Here is a 19,005-nt window from a genome sequence, read left to right on the forward strand (position 1 = left end):
CGCCACCGGTGTTGCGACGTCGCGCGGAGGCGGTGACGGATCTTGGTAGGTTTCGGCCCCTCTGGGGGCCGTTTCGTACCAAGATCTCTCGATCTCGTTCAGGTGCCTCGTGGGGTGGTGGGGGTCGGGGCGTCGAGCGCTCGGGTTGGTCCCGGCCCGGTCGGGTTCGCCGCATGTGGCTCGCCCTGGTGGTGTGGGTCGTCGGGTGGCGCGGGGTGAGCGTTCGGTGGCCGGTTGCGGTGGAATCGCGTCGGCGTGTCGTGTCGCGGAGGCGGCCAGGGTTCGGGGCGGTCGACGCGGGGCGCGGTGGGGCGGTGGGGGCCGCCTTTGCGGCGTACGATGGTCGGCGTCCGGCCCGCCCGGCATTGCCCTTCCTGGGCTGCCGTTAAGGATCGCCCACATAGGAAAAACGCCGGTCACCAGGCGCTTCGGCCGCAAGATTACTTGCTGGTACGTCTCTAGGCCGAAACTCATGTGCGCGCTAGGGGGATGATCGGGTGAATCTTGCCGGCCGTCCCGGGTCGCGTCCGTCGGCTGTTCGGTCCGACTCTGATCGATGATCTTGCCGCCCAGGCATCGAGTCCTATGCTGCATCCATTGTGAAGTCCTGGGGGGGATCGTGATCACGATGCTTGGATGCTGCGCGCCCGTCGGCGTGGCGACGACCCGCGCCCACTGACATGGAAATATACAACGTCGTCCATCGTTTCGCTGACCGTTCGGCCATCTTCGCCGATCGGCCGGCCCTGCTCGGCGACGGCCAGCCGGTCAGCTACGCGGCCCTCGCCGCCTCGGCGGGCGGTCACGCCGCGCTGCTCGCCGCCGCCGGTGTCCGCCCCGGCGACCGGGTCGCCCTGCTGACCCCGCACGGCGTGGCCACCGTCGCCGCGATCCTCGGCACGCTCGCCGCCGGGGCCGCGTACGTGCCGCTGGACCCGGGCTTCCCCGCCGACCGGCTGCGCCACATGCTCGCCGCCGCGCGGGTGCGCGCCGTGCTGACCGCCCCCGAACACCGGGACCTTGCCGACCGGCTGACCGCAGACCACCGGGAACCGGCCAAATTGCCTGGGACCGAGCGCCAGACCGGATCCGGCCACCGGGAACAGGTCGACCGGCCCGGGACCGCCGAGCCGGCCAGCGTCGTGCTGACCACCGACGCGGTCACCTCCGCGCCGCTGCGCCCCGTGCCGGTCGACCCCGACGCCCTCGCCTACGTGCTGTTCACCTCCGGCTCGACCGGGCTGCCGAAGGCCGTCGGGCAGACCCACCGCAACCTCGCCCACGTCGTCGACAACCAGATCGCCACCCTCGGCATCGGCCCCGACGACCGGCTCAGCCTGCTCGCCTCGTTCAGCTTCGACGCGGCCATCCCCGACCTGTACCCGGCGCTGCTCACCGGCGCCGCCGTCGTCCCCGTCGACCTGCGCCGGCACGGGCTGGCCCACGCCGTCGACCAGATCGAGAAGCACCGGGTCACCGTCTACCACTCCACCCCGACCGTCTACCGGTTCCTGCTCGACGCCCTCGGCGACCGGCGGCTGGACAGCGTCCGGGCGGTGCTGCTCGGCGGCGAGCAGGCCACCCACGCCGACGCCGCCCGGGGCCGGGACCGGTTCGCCCCGGCCTGCGTGCTGGTCAACGGGTACGGCGCGACGGAGATGACGTTCGCCGCCCGGTACGCGCTGCCACTGGCCGAGGCCGACCCGGCGGCCACCGGCCCGCTGCCGATCGGCACCGCGCTGCCCGGCTACGAGCTGCACCTCACCACCGCCGAAACCACCGCCGAAGCCACTGCCGAAACCACCGACGCAGCCACCGCGAAGGCCGCCGACGCAGCCGAAGCCGCCGGGACCGGCGACAACGAAAGCGGGGAGATCGTCGTGCGGGGGCGGCATGTCGCGCCCGGCTACCTCGACCGGGCCGACGACCGGTTCAGCCGCGACGCCGACGGCGTGTGGTCGTACCGGACCGGGGACCTCGGGGCGCGGCTGCCCGGCGGCGACCTCGTCTGCCTCGGCCGGCTCGACCGGCAGGTCAAGGTGCGGGGCTTCCGCGTCGAGCTGACCGAGATCGAGGCCGTGCTCGCCGCCGAGCCGGGCGTCGGCGCGGTCCGCGCGATCGCCCGCGGCGGCGAGCTGCTCGCGTACGCCCGCCCGGCCGGCGGGGTCCTCGACCCGGCGGCCCTGCGCGCCGCCCTCGCCCGGCGGCTGCCGGACTACGCCCTGCCCCGGGCCGTCGTCGTGGTCGACGAGTTCCCGCTCACCGTCACCGGCAAGATCGACGAGCGGGCGCTGCCCGACCCGGCCGCCGAAGCCACCACCGGCAGGGAGGCAGCCGACCAGGAGCCGGCCACCGCCACCGAGCGGGCCGTGCACGACATCTGGTGCGCGGTGCTCGGCCGCGAGACGGTCGCCCGCACCGCCGGCTTCTTCGACGTCGGCGGCCAGTCACTGCTGCTCGGCGTCGTCCAGCAGCGGCTCGCCGCCCGGTTCGGGGTGCGGCTGCCCCTGCTGCGGCTGTTCGAGAACCCGACGATCGAGGCGCAGGCCCGCCTGGTCGACGCGCCGGCCGCGACCGACCGCGCGCCCGTCGGGCCGGCGCCGGCCGCGCCCGCCACGGCCGCCCGCGAGTACACCGGCGACGAGATCGTCGTCGTCGGGCTCGCCGGCCGCTTCCCCGGCGCGCCCGACCCCGCCACCTTCTGGTGGAACCTCTGCGCCGGCGTCGACGCCATCCACGACCACACCGACGCCGAGCTGGCCGCGCTGGGCATCGGCCCCCGGCTGCTCGCCGACCCCCGGCACGTGCGGGCCGCCGGCCGGCTCGACGACGTGGCCGACTTCGACGCCGACTTCTTCGCCTTCGGCGCGCAGGAGGCCGCCCGCACCGACCCGCAGCACCGGCTGTTCCTGGAGACGGCGTGGGAGGCCCTGGAGGACGCCGGGCACGACCCGTCCCGGTTCCCCGGCCTGGTCGGCGTCTACGCCGCCACCTCCGCCAACCGGTACTTCCTGTTCCACCTCATGGACAACCCGGCGGTGGTCGGCGACGTCGACCCCGACGACTGGGAGGCCCGGCTGGTCGGCCGGCAGTTCACCGACCACCTGCCCGGCCAGGTCGCCTACCGCCTCGGGCTGACCGGGCCGGCGCTGGCCGTGCAGAGCGCCTGCTCCAGCTCGCTGGTCGCGGTCTGCGTCGCCGCCCAGAGCCTCGCCGACTACCAGTGCGACATCGCCCTGGCCGGCGGCGTCAACGTGACCTGGCCCCGCTACCGGCACACCCCCGGCGGCATGGCGTCCCCGGACGGGCGGTGCCGCGCCTTCGACGAGGCCGCCAACGGCTCCGGCTTCGGCTCCGGTGCCGGGGTCGTCGCGCTGCGCCGGCTCGCCGACGCGCAGGCCGACGGGGACCGGATCTACGCGGTGCTGCCCGGCTGGGCGGTCACCAACGACGGCGCGGACCGCGCCGGCTACGCCGTCCCCGGCCCGTCGGGGCAGGCCGCCGCCGTGGCCGGCGCGCTCGCCGCCGCCGAGGTCGCCCCCGGCGAGGTACGCCTCATCGAGGCGCACGGCAGCGGCACCCCGTTCGGCGACGCCCTGGAGGTCGCCGCCCTGCACGAGGTGTACGGGGGCGCGGCGCCCGCCGAGAGCTGCGCGCTCGGCTCGGTGAAGACCAACATCGGCCACCTCGACGCCGCCGCCGGCATCGCCGGCCTGATCAAGGCGGTGCTCGCCGTCCAGCACGGCGTCATCCCGCCGAACCTGCACTTCACCCGCCCGCACCCCGAGATCGACCTGGCGGGCGGCCCGTTCTACGTGCCGACGAAGGCCCGGGACTGGCCGCAGGCGGCCCGCCGGGTGGCCGGGGTCAGCTCGTTCGGGCTCGGCGGCACCAACGCCCACGTCGTCGTCGAGCAGCCGCCCCCGGTCGAGCCGCCGGCCACTCCCGACGCGGTCGCGCACCTGCTGCCGGTGTCGGCGCGTACCCCCGTGGCGTTGCGGGCGGCGCTGCGCCGGCTGCGGCAGCACCTGGCCGGGGCGTCCCCGGCGCTGGCCGAGGTCGCCGCCACCCTCGCGCTGGGCCGCAGGGAGTTCGGCTGCCGGGCGGCGGTCGTCGCCACCGACCTCGCCGCCGCCCTCGCCGGCCTGGACGAACTGCTCGACTCCGTCGGTCCGGACGAGCTGTTCGCCGCCGCCGGGCCGGCCGAGCTGCCCGCCGCCGACGCCCGGGTCGCCGGCCCGGACGGCGAGCTGCGGGAGCTGGCCCTCGACTGGGTAGCCGGCCGCGACGTCGACTGGTCGGCCCTGCACCCCGAGGGCGGCGTGCGACGCACCGGGCTGCCCACGTACCCCTTCCAACGTCAGCGGCACTGGATCGACCCCCCTCAGAAAGGTGCGCGGTGAACTGGTTCGTCTCCGCCGGAAGCCGACCCCAGGCGCCGGTGCGGTTGTTCTGCCTGCCCTACGCCGGGGCCGGGGCCAGCGCGTTCCGCGAGTGGCAGCGGGCCTTCGGCGCGGACGTCGAGGTGCTGCCGGTGCAGCTGCCCGGGCGGGAGAACCGGATCAGCGAGGACCCGAACTTCACCGTCGCCGACGTCGCCGCCGCGATCGCCGGGCGGGCCGACCGCCCGTACGCGATCTACGGCCACTCGATGGGCGGGCGGGTCGGCTTCGAGGTGGTCCGCGAGCTGCGCCGCACCGGCGGGCCGCTGCCGCTGCGGCTGTACGTCGGCGGGGCCCGCGCCCCGCACGTCGACGACGCGAGCCTGTTCGACGGGCTGTCCACGGTGGACGACGAGGAACTGCTGCGCCGCCTCGGCGACGGCGGCGGGCTGCCGCCGGAGGTGCTGGCCCACCCCGAGCTGGTGGAGCTGCTGCTGCCGCTGCTGCGCGCCGACTTCGGCCGGGTCGACAGCTACCGGTACGTCCCGGGCGAGCCGCTGCCGGTGCCGGTCGTGGCGTTCAGCGGCCGGTCCGACCGGGCCGTCAGCCACGCCCAGAGCGCCGCCTGGGAGCGGCACACCGCCGCCGGGTTCACCCTCCACGAGATCGACGGCGGGCACTTCTTCCTGCAGGACTGCCTGCCCGAACTGGTCGCCGCGATCCGCGCCGACCTCACCGACGCCCTCCGGGGCGCCGCCGCCGTCCGGGTCGCCGGCGCACACGGGACCGTGCCGGCCCCGGACGGCCCGGCGGAGCCAACGGCGATCGACACGACGGGGGACGGGGCCGACGAGGCCGGCGCGCACCGGGTGCCGCTGGGCGACACCGGCTGGTCGGTGTGGCGTGACGCGATCCTGCGTACCACCGGGTTTCCCGCCGACGGGCTCACCGCGCTCTCCGCCCCGCAGGCCGCCGCCGCGGCCGACGACCTGCTCGCCACCGGCGACGGCGCGGAACGGTTCGACAAGGAGTTCGCCGAGGCGCTCACCGCCGCCGCCGGCCGGCTCAACGAGCTCGCCGCCGACCCGCTGCTGCGCGAGGCCGTCACCTGGCAGAACCGCAACGCCCTGCTCGCCCTCGACGGGCTGGCCCGCGCCGGGGCCGACGCGCCGCGTAACGTGCGCCGCCGCGACCGCGAGCGGGCGCTGCTGAAGTACTGGCAGCGCTACTGCGGCAAGAACGAGACCGTCGGCTTCTTCGGCCCGAGCTGCTGGGTCACCCTCGACCCCGAGCAGGCCGACACCGCCCGGGTGCGCCCCGGGCCGGCCCTGACCCGGCGGCGCTGGGTGTGGTTCGAGTCGTGGGCGCTGTCCGCGTACGCCGACACCGTCGGGGCGGACCTGGCCGTGCGGCAGTGGTGGCCGCCGCTGCTCCAGCCGCACCTGAGCCTGCGCGACCGGTCGGTGCTGCGCCCCGGCCGCCCGCCGGTCACCCTCACCCCCGTCGAGGCGGCCCTGCTCGCCGCCGCCGACGGCCACCGCAGCGCCCGCGACCTGGTCGCCGACCCGGCGATCGGGCTGCGCCGCCCCGACGACGGGTACGCCCTGCTCGACCGCCTCGTCGAGCGGGAACTGATCACCTGGGACGCCAACCTGCCCGTCGCCCCCGACGCCGAGGCGGCCCTGGCCGCCCGCATCGACGCCATCGGCGACGAGCCGGCCCGGCTCGCGGCCCGCGCCGGCCTCGACCGGCTGCAAGCCGCCCGCGACGAGGTGGCCGACGCCGCCGGCGACCCCGACCGGCTGCGCGCCGCCCTCGACCGGCTCGACGCCACGTTCACCGAGCTGACCGGCCAGCCGGCCCGCCGCCGCGCCGGCCAGATGTACGCCGGGCGCACCCTCTGCTACGAGGACACCGCCCGCGACCTCGACGTGAGCTTCGGCGCGCCGCTGCTGGCCGACCTCGCCGCCCCGCTCGCCGTGCTGCTGCGGGCCGCCCGCTGGCTGGCCGGCGAGCTGGAGCAGGCGTACGGGGCGACGTTCCGCGACCTCTACGAGGAACTGCGCGCCGACGCCGGCGACGCCCCCGTCGGCCTGGCCGACCTGTGGTTCCTCGTGCAGGGCCTGTTCTGGGGCACCGGCGAGCGGCCCGTCGACGCCGTCGCCGCCGAGTTCGCCGCCCGCTGGGCGGGACTGTTCGGCCTCGCCGACCTGCCCGAGGGCGCCACCGAGGTGCGGCTGGCCGTGGCCGACCTGGTCGACCGGGTCGCGCAGGTGTTCCCCGACCGCCCCAGCGACTGGACCAGCGGCCGGCTGCACAGCCCCGACCTGCAGCTCTGCGCCGCCGACGCCGACGCCCTCGCCCGGGGCGACTACACCGTCGTGCTCGGCGAGCTGCACGCCGCCTGGCCGTCGTTCGACTGCCAGGTGTTCACCCCGTCCCACCCGGACGTGGCGCGGCTGCGCGCGGCGCTCGCCGCCGACCTCGGCGAGCACCGGATCCGGCTGCTGTTCCCCGCCGACTGGCCCCGGCGCACCAGCCGCACCGCCGAGGCGCTCACCGGCCCCACCGACCGGCAGCTCGCGTTCCTGCCCGCCCCCGGCGTCGACCCCGACCGGGTGCTGCCCACCGTCGACCTCACCGTCACCGACGAGGACGGCCGGCTCGTCGTCACCGCCCGCGACGGGGCGCGCTGGCCGCTGACCGAGGTGTTCGCCGGGCTGCTCAGCGCCCACGCCGTGGACGGGTTCAAGCTGGTCGCCGCCGCCCCGTACACGCCCCGGATCACCCTGGACCGGCTGGTGGTGGCCCGGCAGACGTGGCGTACCACGGTGGCCGGGTGCGGCCTGGCCGACGTCACCGCCGAGCGGGACCGGTTCCTCGCCGTGCGCCGCTGGCGGCGCGACCTCGGCCTGCCCGAGCGGGTCTACGTCAAGCTCGGCACCGAGACCAAGCCCTGCTTCGTCGACCTGTCCAGCCCCGCCTACGCCGCCATGTTCGCCGCGATGGTGCGGGCCGCCCGCACCGACGGCGGCGACGCCGTGTCGCTGACCGTCAGCGAGATGCTGCCGACACCCGACGACGCGTGGGTGCCCGACGCCGCCGGCCGCCGCTACTTCAGCGAGCTGCGGCTGCACATCGTCGACGACCAGTGGCGGGCCGCGGAGTGAGCCACCTGCTGCCACTGGGCGACACCGGCTGGTCGGTGTGGCGGGACGTGCTGCTGCGTACCGCCGGGTTCCCCGCCGCCGGCCTCGACCTGCTCGCCGCGCCCGAGGCCGCCGCCGCGGCCGACGCGCTGCTGGCCGGCGAGGTCACCACCGACGGGTACGACAAGGAGCTGGCCGCCGCCCTGGCCCGCTCCTCCGACGTGCTCGCCGGGATCTGCGCCGACCCGGCCGTGCGGGAGGCGGTCACCTGGCAGAACCCGGAGATGCTCGTCGCCCTCGACGGGCTGTTGCGCACCGACCCGGCCGTGCGCAACAAGCCCCGCCGCAAGCGGGAGATCGCGGTGCTGCGCTACTGGCAGCGCTACTGCGGCAAGGCCGAGACCATCGGCTTCTTCGGGCCGGTCTGCTGGGGCACCGTCGACCCGGACAGCCCGCACACCCGGCTCGCCCCGGGCACCGGGCTGGTGGCCCGCCGCGAGGTGCACCTGGAGGCGTGGGCGCTGTCCGCGTACGCCGACCGGCTCGCCGCCGACCCGGCGGTGCGCCGCTGGTGGGCCCCGGTGCTCCCGCCCCACCTGCGGCTCGACGGCCGCCGGCTGTGCCCGCCGCTGGCCCCGGCGGTGGAGCTGACCGCCGTGGAGGCCCGGCTGCTCGCCGGCTGCGACGGCCGCACCCCGGCCCGGGAGATCGTGGCGCGGCTGTGCGAAGACGGCGACGCCGGCCTGCGCCGCGCCGACGACGGCTTCCTGCTGCTCGACCGGCTCGTCGAGCGGGGCCTGCTGACCTGGGACGCCGGCCTGCCCAACAACCCGCAGGCGGTGCGGGTGCTCGCCGCGCGGATCGCCGCCGTCGGCGACCCCGAGCTGCGCGCCGACCTGACCGCCGGCCTCGACCGGCTCACCGCCGCCCGCGACGCCGTGGCCGCCGCTGCCGGTGACCCGACCCGGCTCGCCGCCGCCCTCGCCGCCCTCAACGCCGCGTTCACCGCCGCCACCGGGGAGTCGGCGACCCGGCACGGTGGGCAGATGTACACGGGTCGCACCGTCGTCTACGAGGAGACGACGCGGGACCTGGAGGTCGCCGTCGGGTCGGCCGTCCTCGACGCTCTCGCCGCGCCCCTGGCGATCGTGCTGCGGGCCGCCCGTTGGCTCACCGCCGAGATCGGCGCGGCCTGCGAGCGGGTCCTCGGCGAGCTGCACGCCGAGCTGGCCGCCGACGGGCCGGTGCGGCTGGCCGACATGTGGTCCCTCGCGCAGGGGCTCATCCTCGCCCCGGACGGCCCCGTCGCCGTGGCCAGCGCCGGGTTCACCGCCCGCTGGGCGGAGCTGTTCGGGCTCGCCGACGTCGCCGCCGACCAGCCGGAGCTGCGGCTGCGCAGCGCCGACCTGGCCGGGCGGGCCGCGGCGCTGTTTCCCGCCACCGCGCCGGGCTGGCCCACCGCCCGCGTGCACAGCCCCGACGTGCAGGTCGCCGCGGCCGGCGTCGACGCGCTCAACCGGGGCGAGTTCCAGCTCGTCCTGGGCGAGCTGCACCCGGCGACGACGCCGTTCGACAGCGCCGTGTTCGCCCCGTTCCACCCCGACCCGGCCGCGCTGCGCGCCGCCGTGGACGCCGACCTGGGACCGGCCCGGCTGCGGCTGCTGCCGCCGGCCGGGTTCCCCCGGCAGACCACCCGCACCACCTGGCACCTGCGGGGCCCGGCCGACCGGCAGGTCGGCATCGACACGGCCAGGGGCGCGGACGTCACCGACCTCGTCGCCGCGAGCGCCGTACGGGTGGAGTCCGTCGCGGGCCGGCTCGTCGCGGTGCTGCCCGACGGGGCCCGCTGGCCGCTGGTCGAGGTGTTCGCCAACCTCCTCGGCGCGCTGCTGCTGGACAGCTTCAAGCTGCTCGCCCCCGCGCCGACGACGCCCCGGATCACCATCGACCGGCTGGTGGTGGCCCGGCGCACCTGGCGCACCACCGTCGCCGACAGCGGCCTGGCCGGGGCCACCGGGGAGTCCGCGCGCTACCTCGCGGTGCGCCGCTGGCGGGCCCGCCTCGGCCTGCCCGAGCGGGTCTTCGTGAAGGTCGGCACCGAGGTCAAGCCCTGCTACGTCGACCTCACCGGCCCGCTGTACGCCCAGTCGCTGTGCGCCATGGCCGACGCCGCCGCCCGGACCGACCCGGCCGTCACGCTCACCGTCAGCGAGCTGCTGCCGGCCCCCGCCGACGCCTGGGTGACCGACGCCGCCGGGCGCGGCTACGTCAGCGAGCTGCGCCTGCAGATCACCGATCCAGCCACCTACCGGGGGGAACACGGGTGACCGACATCCTGTCCATCAGCGCCGCGCACGGCGAGCCGCTGCCGTGGCCCGACGCGACGCTGGCCGAGCTGGTCGCCGCGCAGGCCGCGCGGACCCCGGGCGCGGTGGCGGTGCGCCAGTGGGACGAGCGGCTCACCTACCGGGAGCTGGTCGGCCGGGCCGCCGGCGTCGCCGCCGCGCTGCGCGAGCGCGGCGTGGGCCGGCACAGCCGGGTCGGGGTGTGCGGGCACCGCCGCCCGGACCTGGTGGTCACCGTCCTCGGCGTGCTGCTCGCCGGCGCGTGCTACGTGCCGCTGGAGCCGGGCGGCCCCCGCCGCCGGCTGCGGGAGATCGCCGCCGACGCCGGGGTACGCGTCGTCGTCGGCGACGCCGCCGAGGCCGAGTTCGGGGACGTTTCCGGCGTGACGGCGCTCGGGCTGCCCGGCCCCGCGCCGCTGGCCCCCTGCCCGGCCCGGCCCGGCGACCCCGCGTACGTGCTGTTCACCTCCGGCTCCACCGGCCGGCCCAAGGGCGTGCTCACCACCCACCGCAACGTCGTCGAGTTCGTCACCGGCTGCGCGGCCCTGACCGGGGCCGACGCGTCGGTGCGCAGCCTCGGCATCGCCTCCCTCGGATTCGACGCCGCCACCATGGACCTGTTCGTGCCGCTGCTGCTCGGCGGCACGGTGCAGCTCGTCGGCGCCGACGACCGGTCCGACCCGGCGCGGCTGGCCCGGTTCGTCGCCGCCCACGAGGTCAACTGGGGCTTCATCACCCCGACGGTGCTGTCCATGCTGGACCCGGCCGAGCTGCCCGGCTGGCGCACCGTGCTCTGCGGCGGCGAGGCCGTGCCCGCCGAGCTGGCCGCCCGCTGGGCCCCCGGCCGGCGCTTCGTCAACGGCTACGGCCCCACCGAGACCACCGTGCTGGCCGTCACCGCCGAGCTGACCGCCGCCGAGACCGACCCGGTGCCGATCGGCCGGCCGCTGCCCAACCACCGGGCGTACGTCGTCGACGCCGACCTGCGCCCCGTGCCGCCCGGCGAGACCGGCGAGCTGCTGATCGGCGGCCCCGGCCTGGCCGACGGCTACCTCAACCGGCCCGGCCTGACCGCCGAGCGGTTCGTGCCCGACCCGTTCTCCGGCCTGCCCGGCGAGCGGCTCTACCGCACCGGTGACCTGGTCACCCAGGCCCCCGACGGGCGGATCGTCTATCTCGGCCGCGCCGACCGGCAGGTGAAGATCAGGGGGCAGCGCATCGAGCTGGGCGAGGTCGAGGCCGTCCTCGCCGGGCTGCCCGGCGTCGACCGGGTCGTGGCGGAGGCCGTCGACGCCCCCGCCGGGGCCGAGCTGGTCGCGTTCCTCACCCCCGCCGACGCGCCCGACGACGCGGCGCTGCGCGCGTACGCCGAGCCGAGGCTGACCGCCGCGATGCGCCCCGCCCGGGTGCTGCGCCTGGCGGAGCTGCCGGTCAGCCCGACCACCGGCAAGCTGGACCGGCCGGCGCTGCGGGCCCTGGCCGCCGCCGCCCGCCCCGCGCCCGGGGCCGCCGACGTCGACGGCCCGGCCGACGGCGACCCGGTCACCCGGGCGGTGGCCCGGGCGTGGGCGCGGCTGCTCGGCGCGGCCCCCGGCCCCGACACCGACTTCCTCGCCGCCGGCGGCAACTCCATCGCCGCGATGCGGCTGGTCGCGGCGCTGCGCGCCGAGCTGGGCCGCGCCGTGGACACCCGGGACGTGTTCGCCGGCCGCACCCTCGCCGGCCTGGTGCAGCGGATCACCGCCGCCCCCGCCGCCGCCGACGGGCTGACCACCGGCAACCCGCCCACGCTGTCCCCGCCGCAGCGGCGGCTGTGGTTCGTCGACCAGCTTGCCCCGTCCAGCGCCCCCTACAACATCGCGGTGGCCCACCGGCTGCGCGGCGAGCTGGACGTGCCCGCCCTCGGCGCGGCTCTGCGGGCGGTGGCCGAACGGCACGACGTGCTGCGCTGGCGCATCCCGCAGACCGCCGGGGTGCCGTACGCGGTCTGCGCGGAACCCACCGACGTGGCGGTGCCCGTGGTGGACCTGACCGGCGGCGGCGACCCCGCCGCAGAGCTGGCCCGGATGCTCGCCGACGGGGCGGCCCACGCGTTCGACCTGGCCACCGGTCCGCCCTGGCAGGTGACCGTCTACCGACTCGGCCCGGCGGAGCACGTGCTCGCCGTCACCTGGCACCACGCCGTGTTCGACGGCTGGTCGGAGGCGGTGTTCTACGCCGACCTCGCCGCCGCGTACGCCCGCGCGGTGGCCGGCGACGACCCGGCGCTGCCCGCCCCGGCGGCCCGGTACGCCGACTACGCCGTGTGGCGGGCCGAGCGGGACCGCCGCCGGGGCGCCGACGACCTCGCCTGGTGGTCCGCGCACCTGGCCGGCGCGCCGACGGTGCTGGAGCTGCCCCGCGACCGCCCCCGCCCCGCCGTGCAGACGTACGCCGGGGTGGAGGCCGCCGTGACGTTCTCCGCCGAGGCGGACCGGGCGGTGCGGGCGCTGGCCGAGCGGCGCTCGACGACCGTGGCGGCGGTGCTGCTGGCCGGGTTCGGCGAGCTGCTGAGCCGGCTCACCGGCGGCGACGACCACGTCGTCGGCGCGATCGTCGCCGACCGGCGGCTGGCCGCGTTCGACGACGTCGTCGGGTTCTTCATCGACACCGTCCCGGTGCGGGTCCGCACGGCCGGGGCGAGCTTCGCCGAGCTGGTCGACCGCTGCGCCGCCGAGCTGCACGACGCCACCGCCCACCCCGGCGCGCCGCTGGAGCGGATCGTGGAGGCCCTCGGCGTGGGCCGGGACACCTCCCGCGCCCCGCTGGTGCAGGTGCTGTTCAACGTGCTCAACTTCGCCGAGCCCCGGCTGGCGCTGGCCGGGCTGGCCGGCGAGCCGGTGCCGGTGCCCAAGCCGGGCTCCCCGTTCGACCTCACCGTGTACGTGGTGGAGCGGGCGGTCACCGGGGCGGCCGGGCCGGGCCGGCTCGGCGTCGAGGTGGTGTTCAACCCCGACCTGTTCGACGCCGACCGCGTCGAGGCGATGCTGGCCGACCTGGCCGCCCTCGTCGGCGCGCTGGCGGCCGCGCCGCAGTCCCCGGCCGGGGAGGTGGCCGCCGAGCTGCCCCGGCCGACGGTGCGCACCGCCGGGCTCGGCGCGATGACCGTCGCCGCGTCCGCCGAGCCCGCCCGGCCGGTGGCGCTGCCGGCGGGGCCCGACGCGCTCACCGACACCGAGGAGCTGGTCGCCGGCATCTGGCGGGAGGTCCTCGGCCGCGACCGCGTCGGCGTGGCCGACAACTTCTTCGACATCGGCGGGCACTCGCTCGCCCTGGCCGCCGTGCACGCCCGGCTGACCGCCGCCACCGGCCGGTCGATCGCGATGCTCGACCTGTTCCGCCACCCCACCGTCCGGGCCCTCGCCGCGCACCTCGACGGCGCGGCCGACCGGCCGGAGCTGGCCCGCGCCGCGCTGCGGGCCGCCGCCCGCCGCAGCCGCGCCCGACGTATCCCTCCCCGCCGCCCCGGCGGCACCGCATGAAGGACGACCTGATGGACAACGCGATCGACACCGACCACCCCGCCGACGACGGCATCGAGCCGATCGCGATCGTCGGGTTGGCCGCCCGGCTGCCCGGCGCGGCCGACGTGCACGAGTTCTGGCGCAACCTGGTCGACGGCGTGGAGTCGGTGACCGAGCTGACCCGCGAGGAGCAGATCGCCCGGGGCGTGCCGCCCGAGGAGGTCGACGACCCGGGCTGGGTCAGCCGCGCCCCCCTCGTCGACGGCTACGACGAGTTCGACGCCGGCCTGTTCGGGATGACCGCCCGGGAGGCCGAGGTCACCGACCCGCAGCACCGGCTGTTCCTGGAGACCTGCTACACGGCCCTGCAGGACGCCGGCTACGACCCGGCCCGCTACGACGGGGCCGTCGGCGTGTACGCGGGCACCGGCGCGGCGTCGTACCTCAACCGCAACGTGCTGCGCAACAGGAAGGTCGGCGGCAACCCGCACAGCGCCGTCTCCATCGCCACCAGCAACTCGCCGAACTACGTGGCGACGAACGTGTCGTACCGGCTGGACCTGCGGGGGCCGAGCCTGACCGTGCACACCGCCTGCTCCACCTCGCTGGTCGCGTTCCACCTGGCGTGCGAGGCGCTGCGCAACGGCGAGTGCGACATGGCCCTGGCCGGCGGCGTCAACATCGAGCTGCCGCAGGCCGGCTACCTCGGCATGGACGGCTTCACCTCGCCCGACGGGCGGTGCCGGCCGTTCGACGCCGCCGCGAACGGCACCGTGTGGGGCAGCGGCGTGGGGGTGACGCTGCTCAAGCGGCTCTCCGACGCGATCGCCGACGGCGACCACATCCGCGCCGTGGTGCTCGGCAACGCCATCAACAACGACGGGGCGGGCAAGGTCGGCTTCACCGCGCCCAGCGTGGACGGGCAGATGGAGGCCGTCGCCCAGGCCGTCGGGATGGCCGGGATCGACCCGCGCACCATCAGCTACGTCGAGGCGCACGGCACCGGCACCGCGATGGGCGACCCGATCGAGGTGGCCGCCCTGTCGGCGGTCTACACGAAGGACACCGACGACCGGGGCTGGTGCGGCATCGGCTCGGTCAAGTCCAACATCGGCCACCTCAGCCAGCCCTCCGGCATCGTCAGCGTGATCAAGACGGTGCTGGCGATGGAGCACGGGCTGATCCCGCCGACGATCAACTACGAGACCCCGAACCCGGCGATCGAGTTCGCCGACACCCCGTTCTACGTGGCGAACACCCTCACCAAGTGGGACACCGACGCCGCGCCGCGCCGCGCCGGGGTCAGCTCCTTCGGCATCGGCGGCACCAACGCCCACGTGGTGCTGGAGGAGGCGCCCCCGGCGCACCGGGCCGACCGGCGGGTGCGCCCGGCGCAGCTGCTGCACGTCTCGGCGAAGACCGCCACCGCCCTGGACGCCGCCGTGGACCGGCTCGCCGAGCACCTCGCCGGCAACCCCGACGGCGGGGCCGCGCACCTCGCCGACGTCGCGCACACCCTGCGGGTGGGCCGCCAGCAGTACGCCCACCGCCTCGCCGTGGCCGCCACCGACCTGCCCGACGCGGTCGCCGCGCTGCGCAACCCCCGGCGCGCGGTGCGCGGGGTGACCGACGGGCCCGCCCCGAAGGTGGGCTTCCTCTTCTCCGGCCAGGGTTCCCAGTTCGCCGGCATGGGCGCGCAGCTCTACGCCGAGGAGCCCGCCTACGCCTCCGTGGTCGACGAGTGCGCCGAGCTGCTCCGCGCCGAGCTGGGCCTGGACCTGCGGGAGCTGATCCTCGGCCGGCACCCGGAGGCGGCCGAGCTGCTGGCGCAGACCCGCTACACCCAGCCCGCCCTGTTCGTCGTGGAATACGCCCTGGCCGTCGCCTGGCAGCGCTTCGGCGTGCGGCCGGCGGCGATGGTCGGGCACTCCATCGGCGAGTACGTCGCCGCGACCGTCGCCGGGGTGCTGGACCTGCCCGACGCGCTGAAGGTGGTGGCCGCCCGGGGCCGGCTCATGCAGTCCCTGCCGGCCGGGTCGATGCTGGCTGTGCCGCTGGACGAGTCGGTGGTCGCCGGGCTGCTGCCCGAGGGCGTGTCGATCGCCACGGTCAACGGGCCGGGCACCTGCGTGGTGGCCGGCGAGGCCGACGCGGTGGCCGCGTTCGCCGAGACGCTGAAGGCCACCCGCAAGGTCAAGAGCAAGGCGCTGCGCACCTCGCACGCGTTCCACTCGCCGATGATGGAGCCGATCCTCGCCGAGTTCACCGCGCTGATGGCCACCGTGGCGCTGCGCGCGCCGCGCATCCCGTTCGTGTCGAACGTCTCCGGCACCTGGATCACCGACGCGCAGGCCACCGACCCGGCGTACTGGGCGGCGCACCTGCGCCAGCCGGTGCGCTTCGGCGACGCGGTGGCCGCCCTGCTCGCCGAGGGCACCTGGGCCCTGGTGGAGTGCGGCCCTGGCCGGCAGCTGGCCAACCTGGCCCGGATGCAGGTCGCCAAGGGCTCGGCGCAGCAGCGGGCCCTGGTGCCGCTGGGCAGCCTCCCGGGCCCGGGGGAGCCGGCCGGCGACCTGGCGACGCTGCTGGCCACCGCCGGGGCGCTGTGGTGCGCCGGCCTGCCCGTGCGCACCGGCTCCGACCCGGCGGCCCGGCGGGTGCCGCTGCCGACGTACCCGTTCGAGCGCCGCCGCTACTGGGTCGACCCGGACCCGGTGGAGGCGGTCGCCGCTGCGCCGGCCGAGACGGGCCCGCGGCCGCTGCCGGAGTGGTTCGCCGTGCCGGTGTGGCGGCAGGCCGCGCCCGCGCCGGCCACCGCGCCGCTCGGCCGGTGCCTGGTGCTGGCCGACGGCCCGCGCGGGGAGGCGCTCGTCGCCGGCCTGCGCGCCGCGGGCGCCGACACCCTCGTGGTACGCCCCGGCGACGCGTTCGCCGCCGTCACCGACGCGGCCGGTGCGGGGGCGCGCGGCTTCACGCTGCGCCCCGCCGCGCGGGAGGACTTCGACGCGCTGGTCGCCGCCCTCGGCGACGACCTGCCGGCGCGGCTGGTGCACGCCCTCGCCCTCGACGGCGAGCCCACCGGCACCGACATCGCCGCCACTCTCGCCGCCCAGGACCGGGGCTTCTTCAGCGCCCTGCACCTGGTGCAGGCCCTCGCCGGGGCCGGCCGCACCGGCGACGAGCGCCCGCTGGCCCTGGACCTGGTGACCGCCGGCATCGGCGACGTGACCGGCGCGGACCTGACCCGCCCCGAGCACGCCACGCTCGCCGGCCTGGCCCGGGTGCTGCCGGTCGAGCTGCCCGGGCTGACGGTGCGGCTGCTCGACGCCGACCCCACCGCGCCCGACGCGGACGCCCTGGTCGCCGAGCTGCGCCGCCCGGTCGACCCGGCGCACCCGGAGGTGGCGCTGCGCGGGTCCCGCCGCTGGGTCACCGGCTACGAGCAGGTGACGGTCGACGCCGAGGCCGAGCCGGGCGCGCTGCGCGACGGCGGCCGGTACGTCATCACCGGCGGCCTCGGCGGCATCGGCATCACCCTCGCCGAGGACTTCGCCGCCCGCGTGAAGGCGAAGCTGGTGCTGTTGGCCCGCTCGGGCCTGCCGCCGCGCGAGCGGTGGGACGACCACCTCGCAGTGCACGGCGCGGACGACCGGGCGGGCCGGGCCATCGCCGCGATCCGCCGGATGGAGGCCGCCGGCGCGTCGGTGCTGGTCCTCGCCGCCGACGTCACCGACCCGGCCGACCTGCGCCGGGTGCGGGCCGCCGCCGAGGCCGAGTTCGGCGGGATCGACGGGATCGTGCACGCCGCCGGCCTGCCCGGCGGCGGCATGGCCGAGGTGAAGGACCGCGCCGAGGCCGACCGGGTGCTCGCCCCGAAGCTCGCCGGCACCCTCGCCCTGGCCCAGGTCTTCGGCGACCTGCCGCTGGACTTCGTGGTGCTCTGCTCCTCGATCACCGCCGTGATCGGCGGCTTCGGCCAGGTCGACTACTGCGCGGCCAACAACTTCCTCGACGCGCACGCCCGCGCCGGGGCCGGCTGGGCCGCGCCGGTGGTGTCGCAGAACTGGGGCGGCTGGGCCGAGGTCGGCATGGCGGCGGAGAGCACCGCGCCGGCCGGGTTCCGGGCGGTGACCCGGGACGCCGTCACCGCCACGGTCGACCACCCGGTGCTCACCACGCGGGTGACCGGCCCAGAGGGCACGGTGCTGCACGGGCTGGTCTCCGCCACGACCCACTGGCTGCTCGACGAGCACCGCATCGGCGGGGTGCCGGTGGTGCCGGGCACCGCCCACCTGGAGTCGGTGCGTGCCGCCGTGGTCGCCGCCGTCGCGGCCCCCGGCCCCGACGCGGCGGTGGAGCTGCGCGACGTGGTGTTCCTGGAGCCGTTCTCGGTGCCCGACGGCACGATCGCCCAGTACCGGGTGGCGCTCACCCCCGCCGAGGACGGGGCCACGGAGTTCGTGGTGCAGAGCCTCGCCGCCGGGGTGCTGCGCACCCACGTGCGCGGCGCGGCCGGCTGGACCACCGAGCCCGCCCCGGCGGCGGCCGACGTGGCGGCGGTGGCCGCCCGCTCCCGCCGGGTCGACGACGACGCGTCGTTCGGCCGGGGCCGCACCAGCATGCTCACCTTCGGGCCGCGCTGGCGGTCGCTGACCGCGCACCACCTCGCCGACGGCGAGGAGCTGGCGCTGGTGACCGCACCCGCCGAGGCCGCCGCCGACCTCGGCGCGTGGGGCCTGCACCCGGCCCTGCTGGACGTGGCCACCGCGTTCGGCCGGGGGCAGGGCTCCGGCACCTACCTGCCGCTGTCGTACGGGCGGATCGTGGTGCGCGGGCCGCTGCCCGGGCGGTTCCACAGCCACCTGCGCCACCGCGACGGCGGCACCGACGAGGTCGTCTCCGCCGACCTGACCCTCACCGACCCGGACGGGCGGGAGCTGGTCTCGATCAGCGACTTCGTGCTGCGCCGGGTGGACGCGTCGGCGGTCACCGGCGGGCTCGCCGCCGACGGCACGCCAGCCGACGCCGACGGCCCTGCGGCGGGTGCGCCCAGCGAGGACATCCGCCCGGTCGACGGCGCGGAGGCGTTCCGCCGCAGCCTCACCGCCGGCCTCGGCGCCCAGGTGGTGATCACCACCCGGTCGGTGGCCGACATCCGGGCCCGCGCCGCCCGGGTCACCACCGGGAGCCTGGAGTCGGAGGCCGACCCGGCGGTGTCCGCCGCCACTGTGGAGGCCGGCGCGTCGGCCGCGCCGCGCACCGAGCTGGAGGCCACCATCGCCCAGGTGTGGCGCGACGGCCTCGGCGTGCCGGTCGTCGGCGTGGACGACGACTTCTTCGCCCTCGGCGGCAACTCCCTCGTCGCGGTGCAGCTCATCGCGTCGATGCGCAAGGCGACCGGGGTGCGGCTGCCGATGCGCAGCCTCTTCGAGACGCCCACCGTCGCCGGGCTCGCCGCCCGCATCGAGGAGCTGCGCGCCGAGGCGTCCGCCGCCGACGAGCCCCCGGCCCCGGCCCCGACCCCGAGCATCCCGCGGCTGCCCCGCGCGTGAGCACCGAGGAAGCGGTCCCGCGCGTGAGCACCGAGGAAGCACCAGAAGTCGTGGCTTCGAGCAAGCAAGGGAGT

Annotated in this window: 5 protein-coding genes; all 5 read left to right on the forward strand. The window is 77.1% G+C overall.

Translation table 11 applies throughout. The features are described 5' to 3' along the window. The first annotated feature begins 680 nt into the window (after window positions 1-680). The 5 genes from LPU61_RS22800 to LPU61_RS31650 are packed head-to-tail and all read left to right on the forward strand — an operon-like array spanning window position 681 to window position 18,931. Window positions 681-4,403, forward strand: coding sequence for an AMP-binding protein (locus LPU61_RS22800; protein ID WP_229406056.1), 3,723 nt, complete (start codon window positions 681-683; stop codon window positions 4,401-4,403). After that, window positions 4,400-7,552: a thioesterase domain-containing protein gene (locus LPU61_RS22805; RefSeq protein WP_229406057.1), complete on the forward strand. Its 3,153-nt coding sequence runs from the start codon at window positions 4,400-4,402 to the stop codon at window positions 7,550-7,552. The genes LPU61_RS22800 and LPU61_RS22805 overlap by 4 nt, the downstream gene beginning before the upstream one ends. Further along, window positions 7,549-9,858 (forward strand): lantibiotic dehydratase, encoded by a 2,310-nt coding sequence (locus LPU61_RS22810; protein WP_229406058.1) that lies wholly within the window; start codon window positions 7,549-7,551, stop codon window positions 9,856-9,858. The genes LPU61_RS22805 and LPU61_RS22810 overlap by 4 nt, the downstream gene beginning before the upstream one ends. Next, complete coding sequence (locus tag LPU61_RS22815) at window positions 9,855-13,397, forward strand: non-ribosomal peptide synthetase (RefSeq protein ID WP_229406059.1); 3,543 nt, start codon at window positions 9,855-9,857, stop codon at window positions 13,395-13,397. Before LPU61_RS22810 ends, LPU61_RS22815 begins: the two co-directional genes overlap by 4 nt. Before the next feature lie 11 nt (window positions 13,398-13,408). Then, on the forward strand, window positions 13,409-18,931 hold the full coding sequence (locus tag LPU61_RS31650) for a type I polyketide synthase (protein ID WP_305071981.1): 5,523 nt from the start codon (window positions 13,409-13,411) through the stop codon (window positions 18,929-18,931). Window positions 18,932-19,005 lie beyond the last annotated feature (74 nt).

Source organism: Micromonospora sp. NBRC 110038 (assembly GCF_020884815.1).
GTDB classification, from domain to species: domain Bacteria; phylum Actinomycetota; class Actinomycetes; order Mycobacteriales; family Micromonosporaceae; genus Micromonospora; species Micromonospora haikouensis.

Excerpts from the sequence above, each read along its gene's own strand:
- LPU61_RS22800 (WP_229406056.1), top strand. The coding sequence starts at position 681 with ATGGAAATATACAACGTCGTCCATCGTTTCGCTGACCGTTCGGCCATC.
- LPU61_RS31650 (WP_305071981.1), top strand. The coding sequence starts at position 13,409 with ATGGACAACGCGATCGACACCGACCACCCCGCCGACGACGGCATCGAG.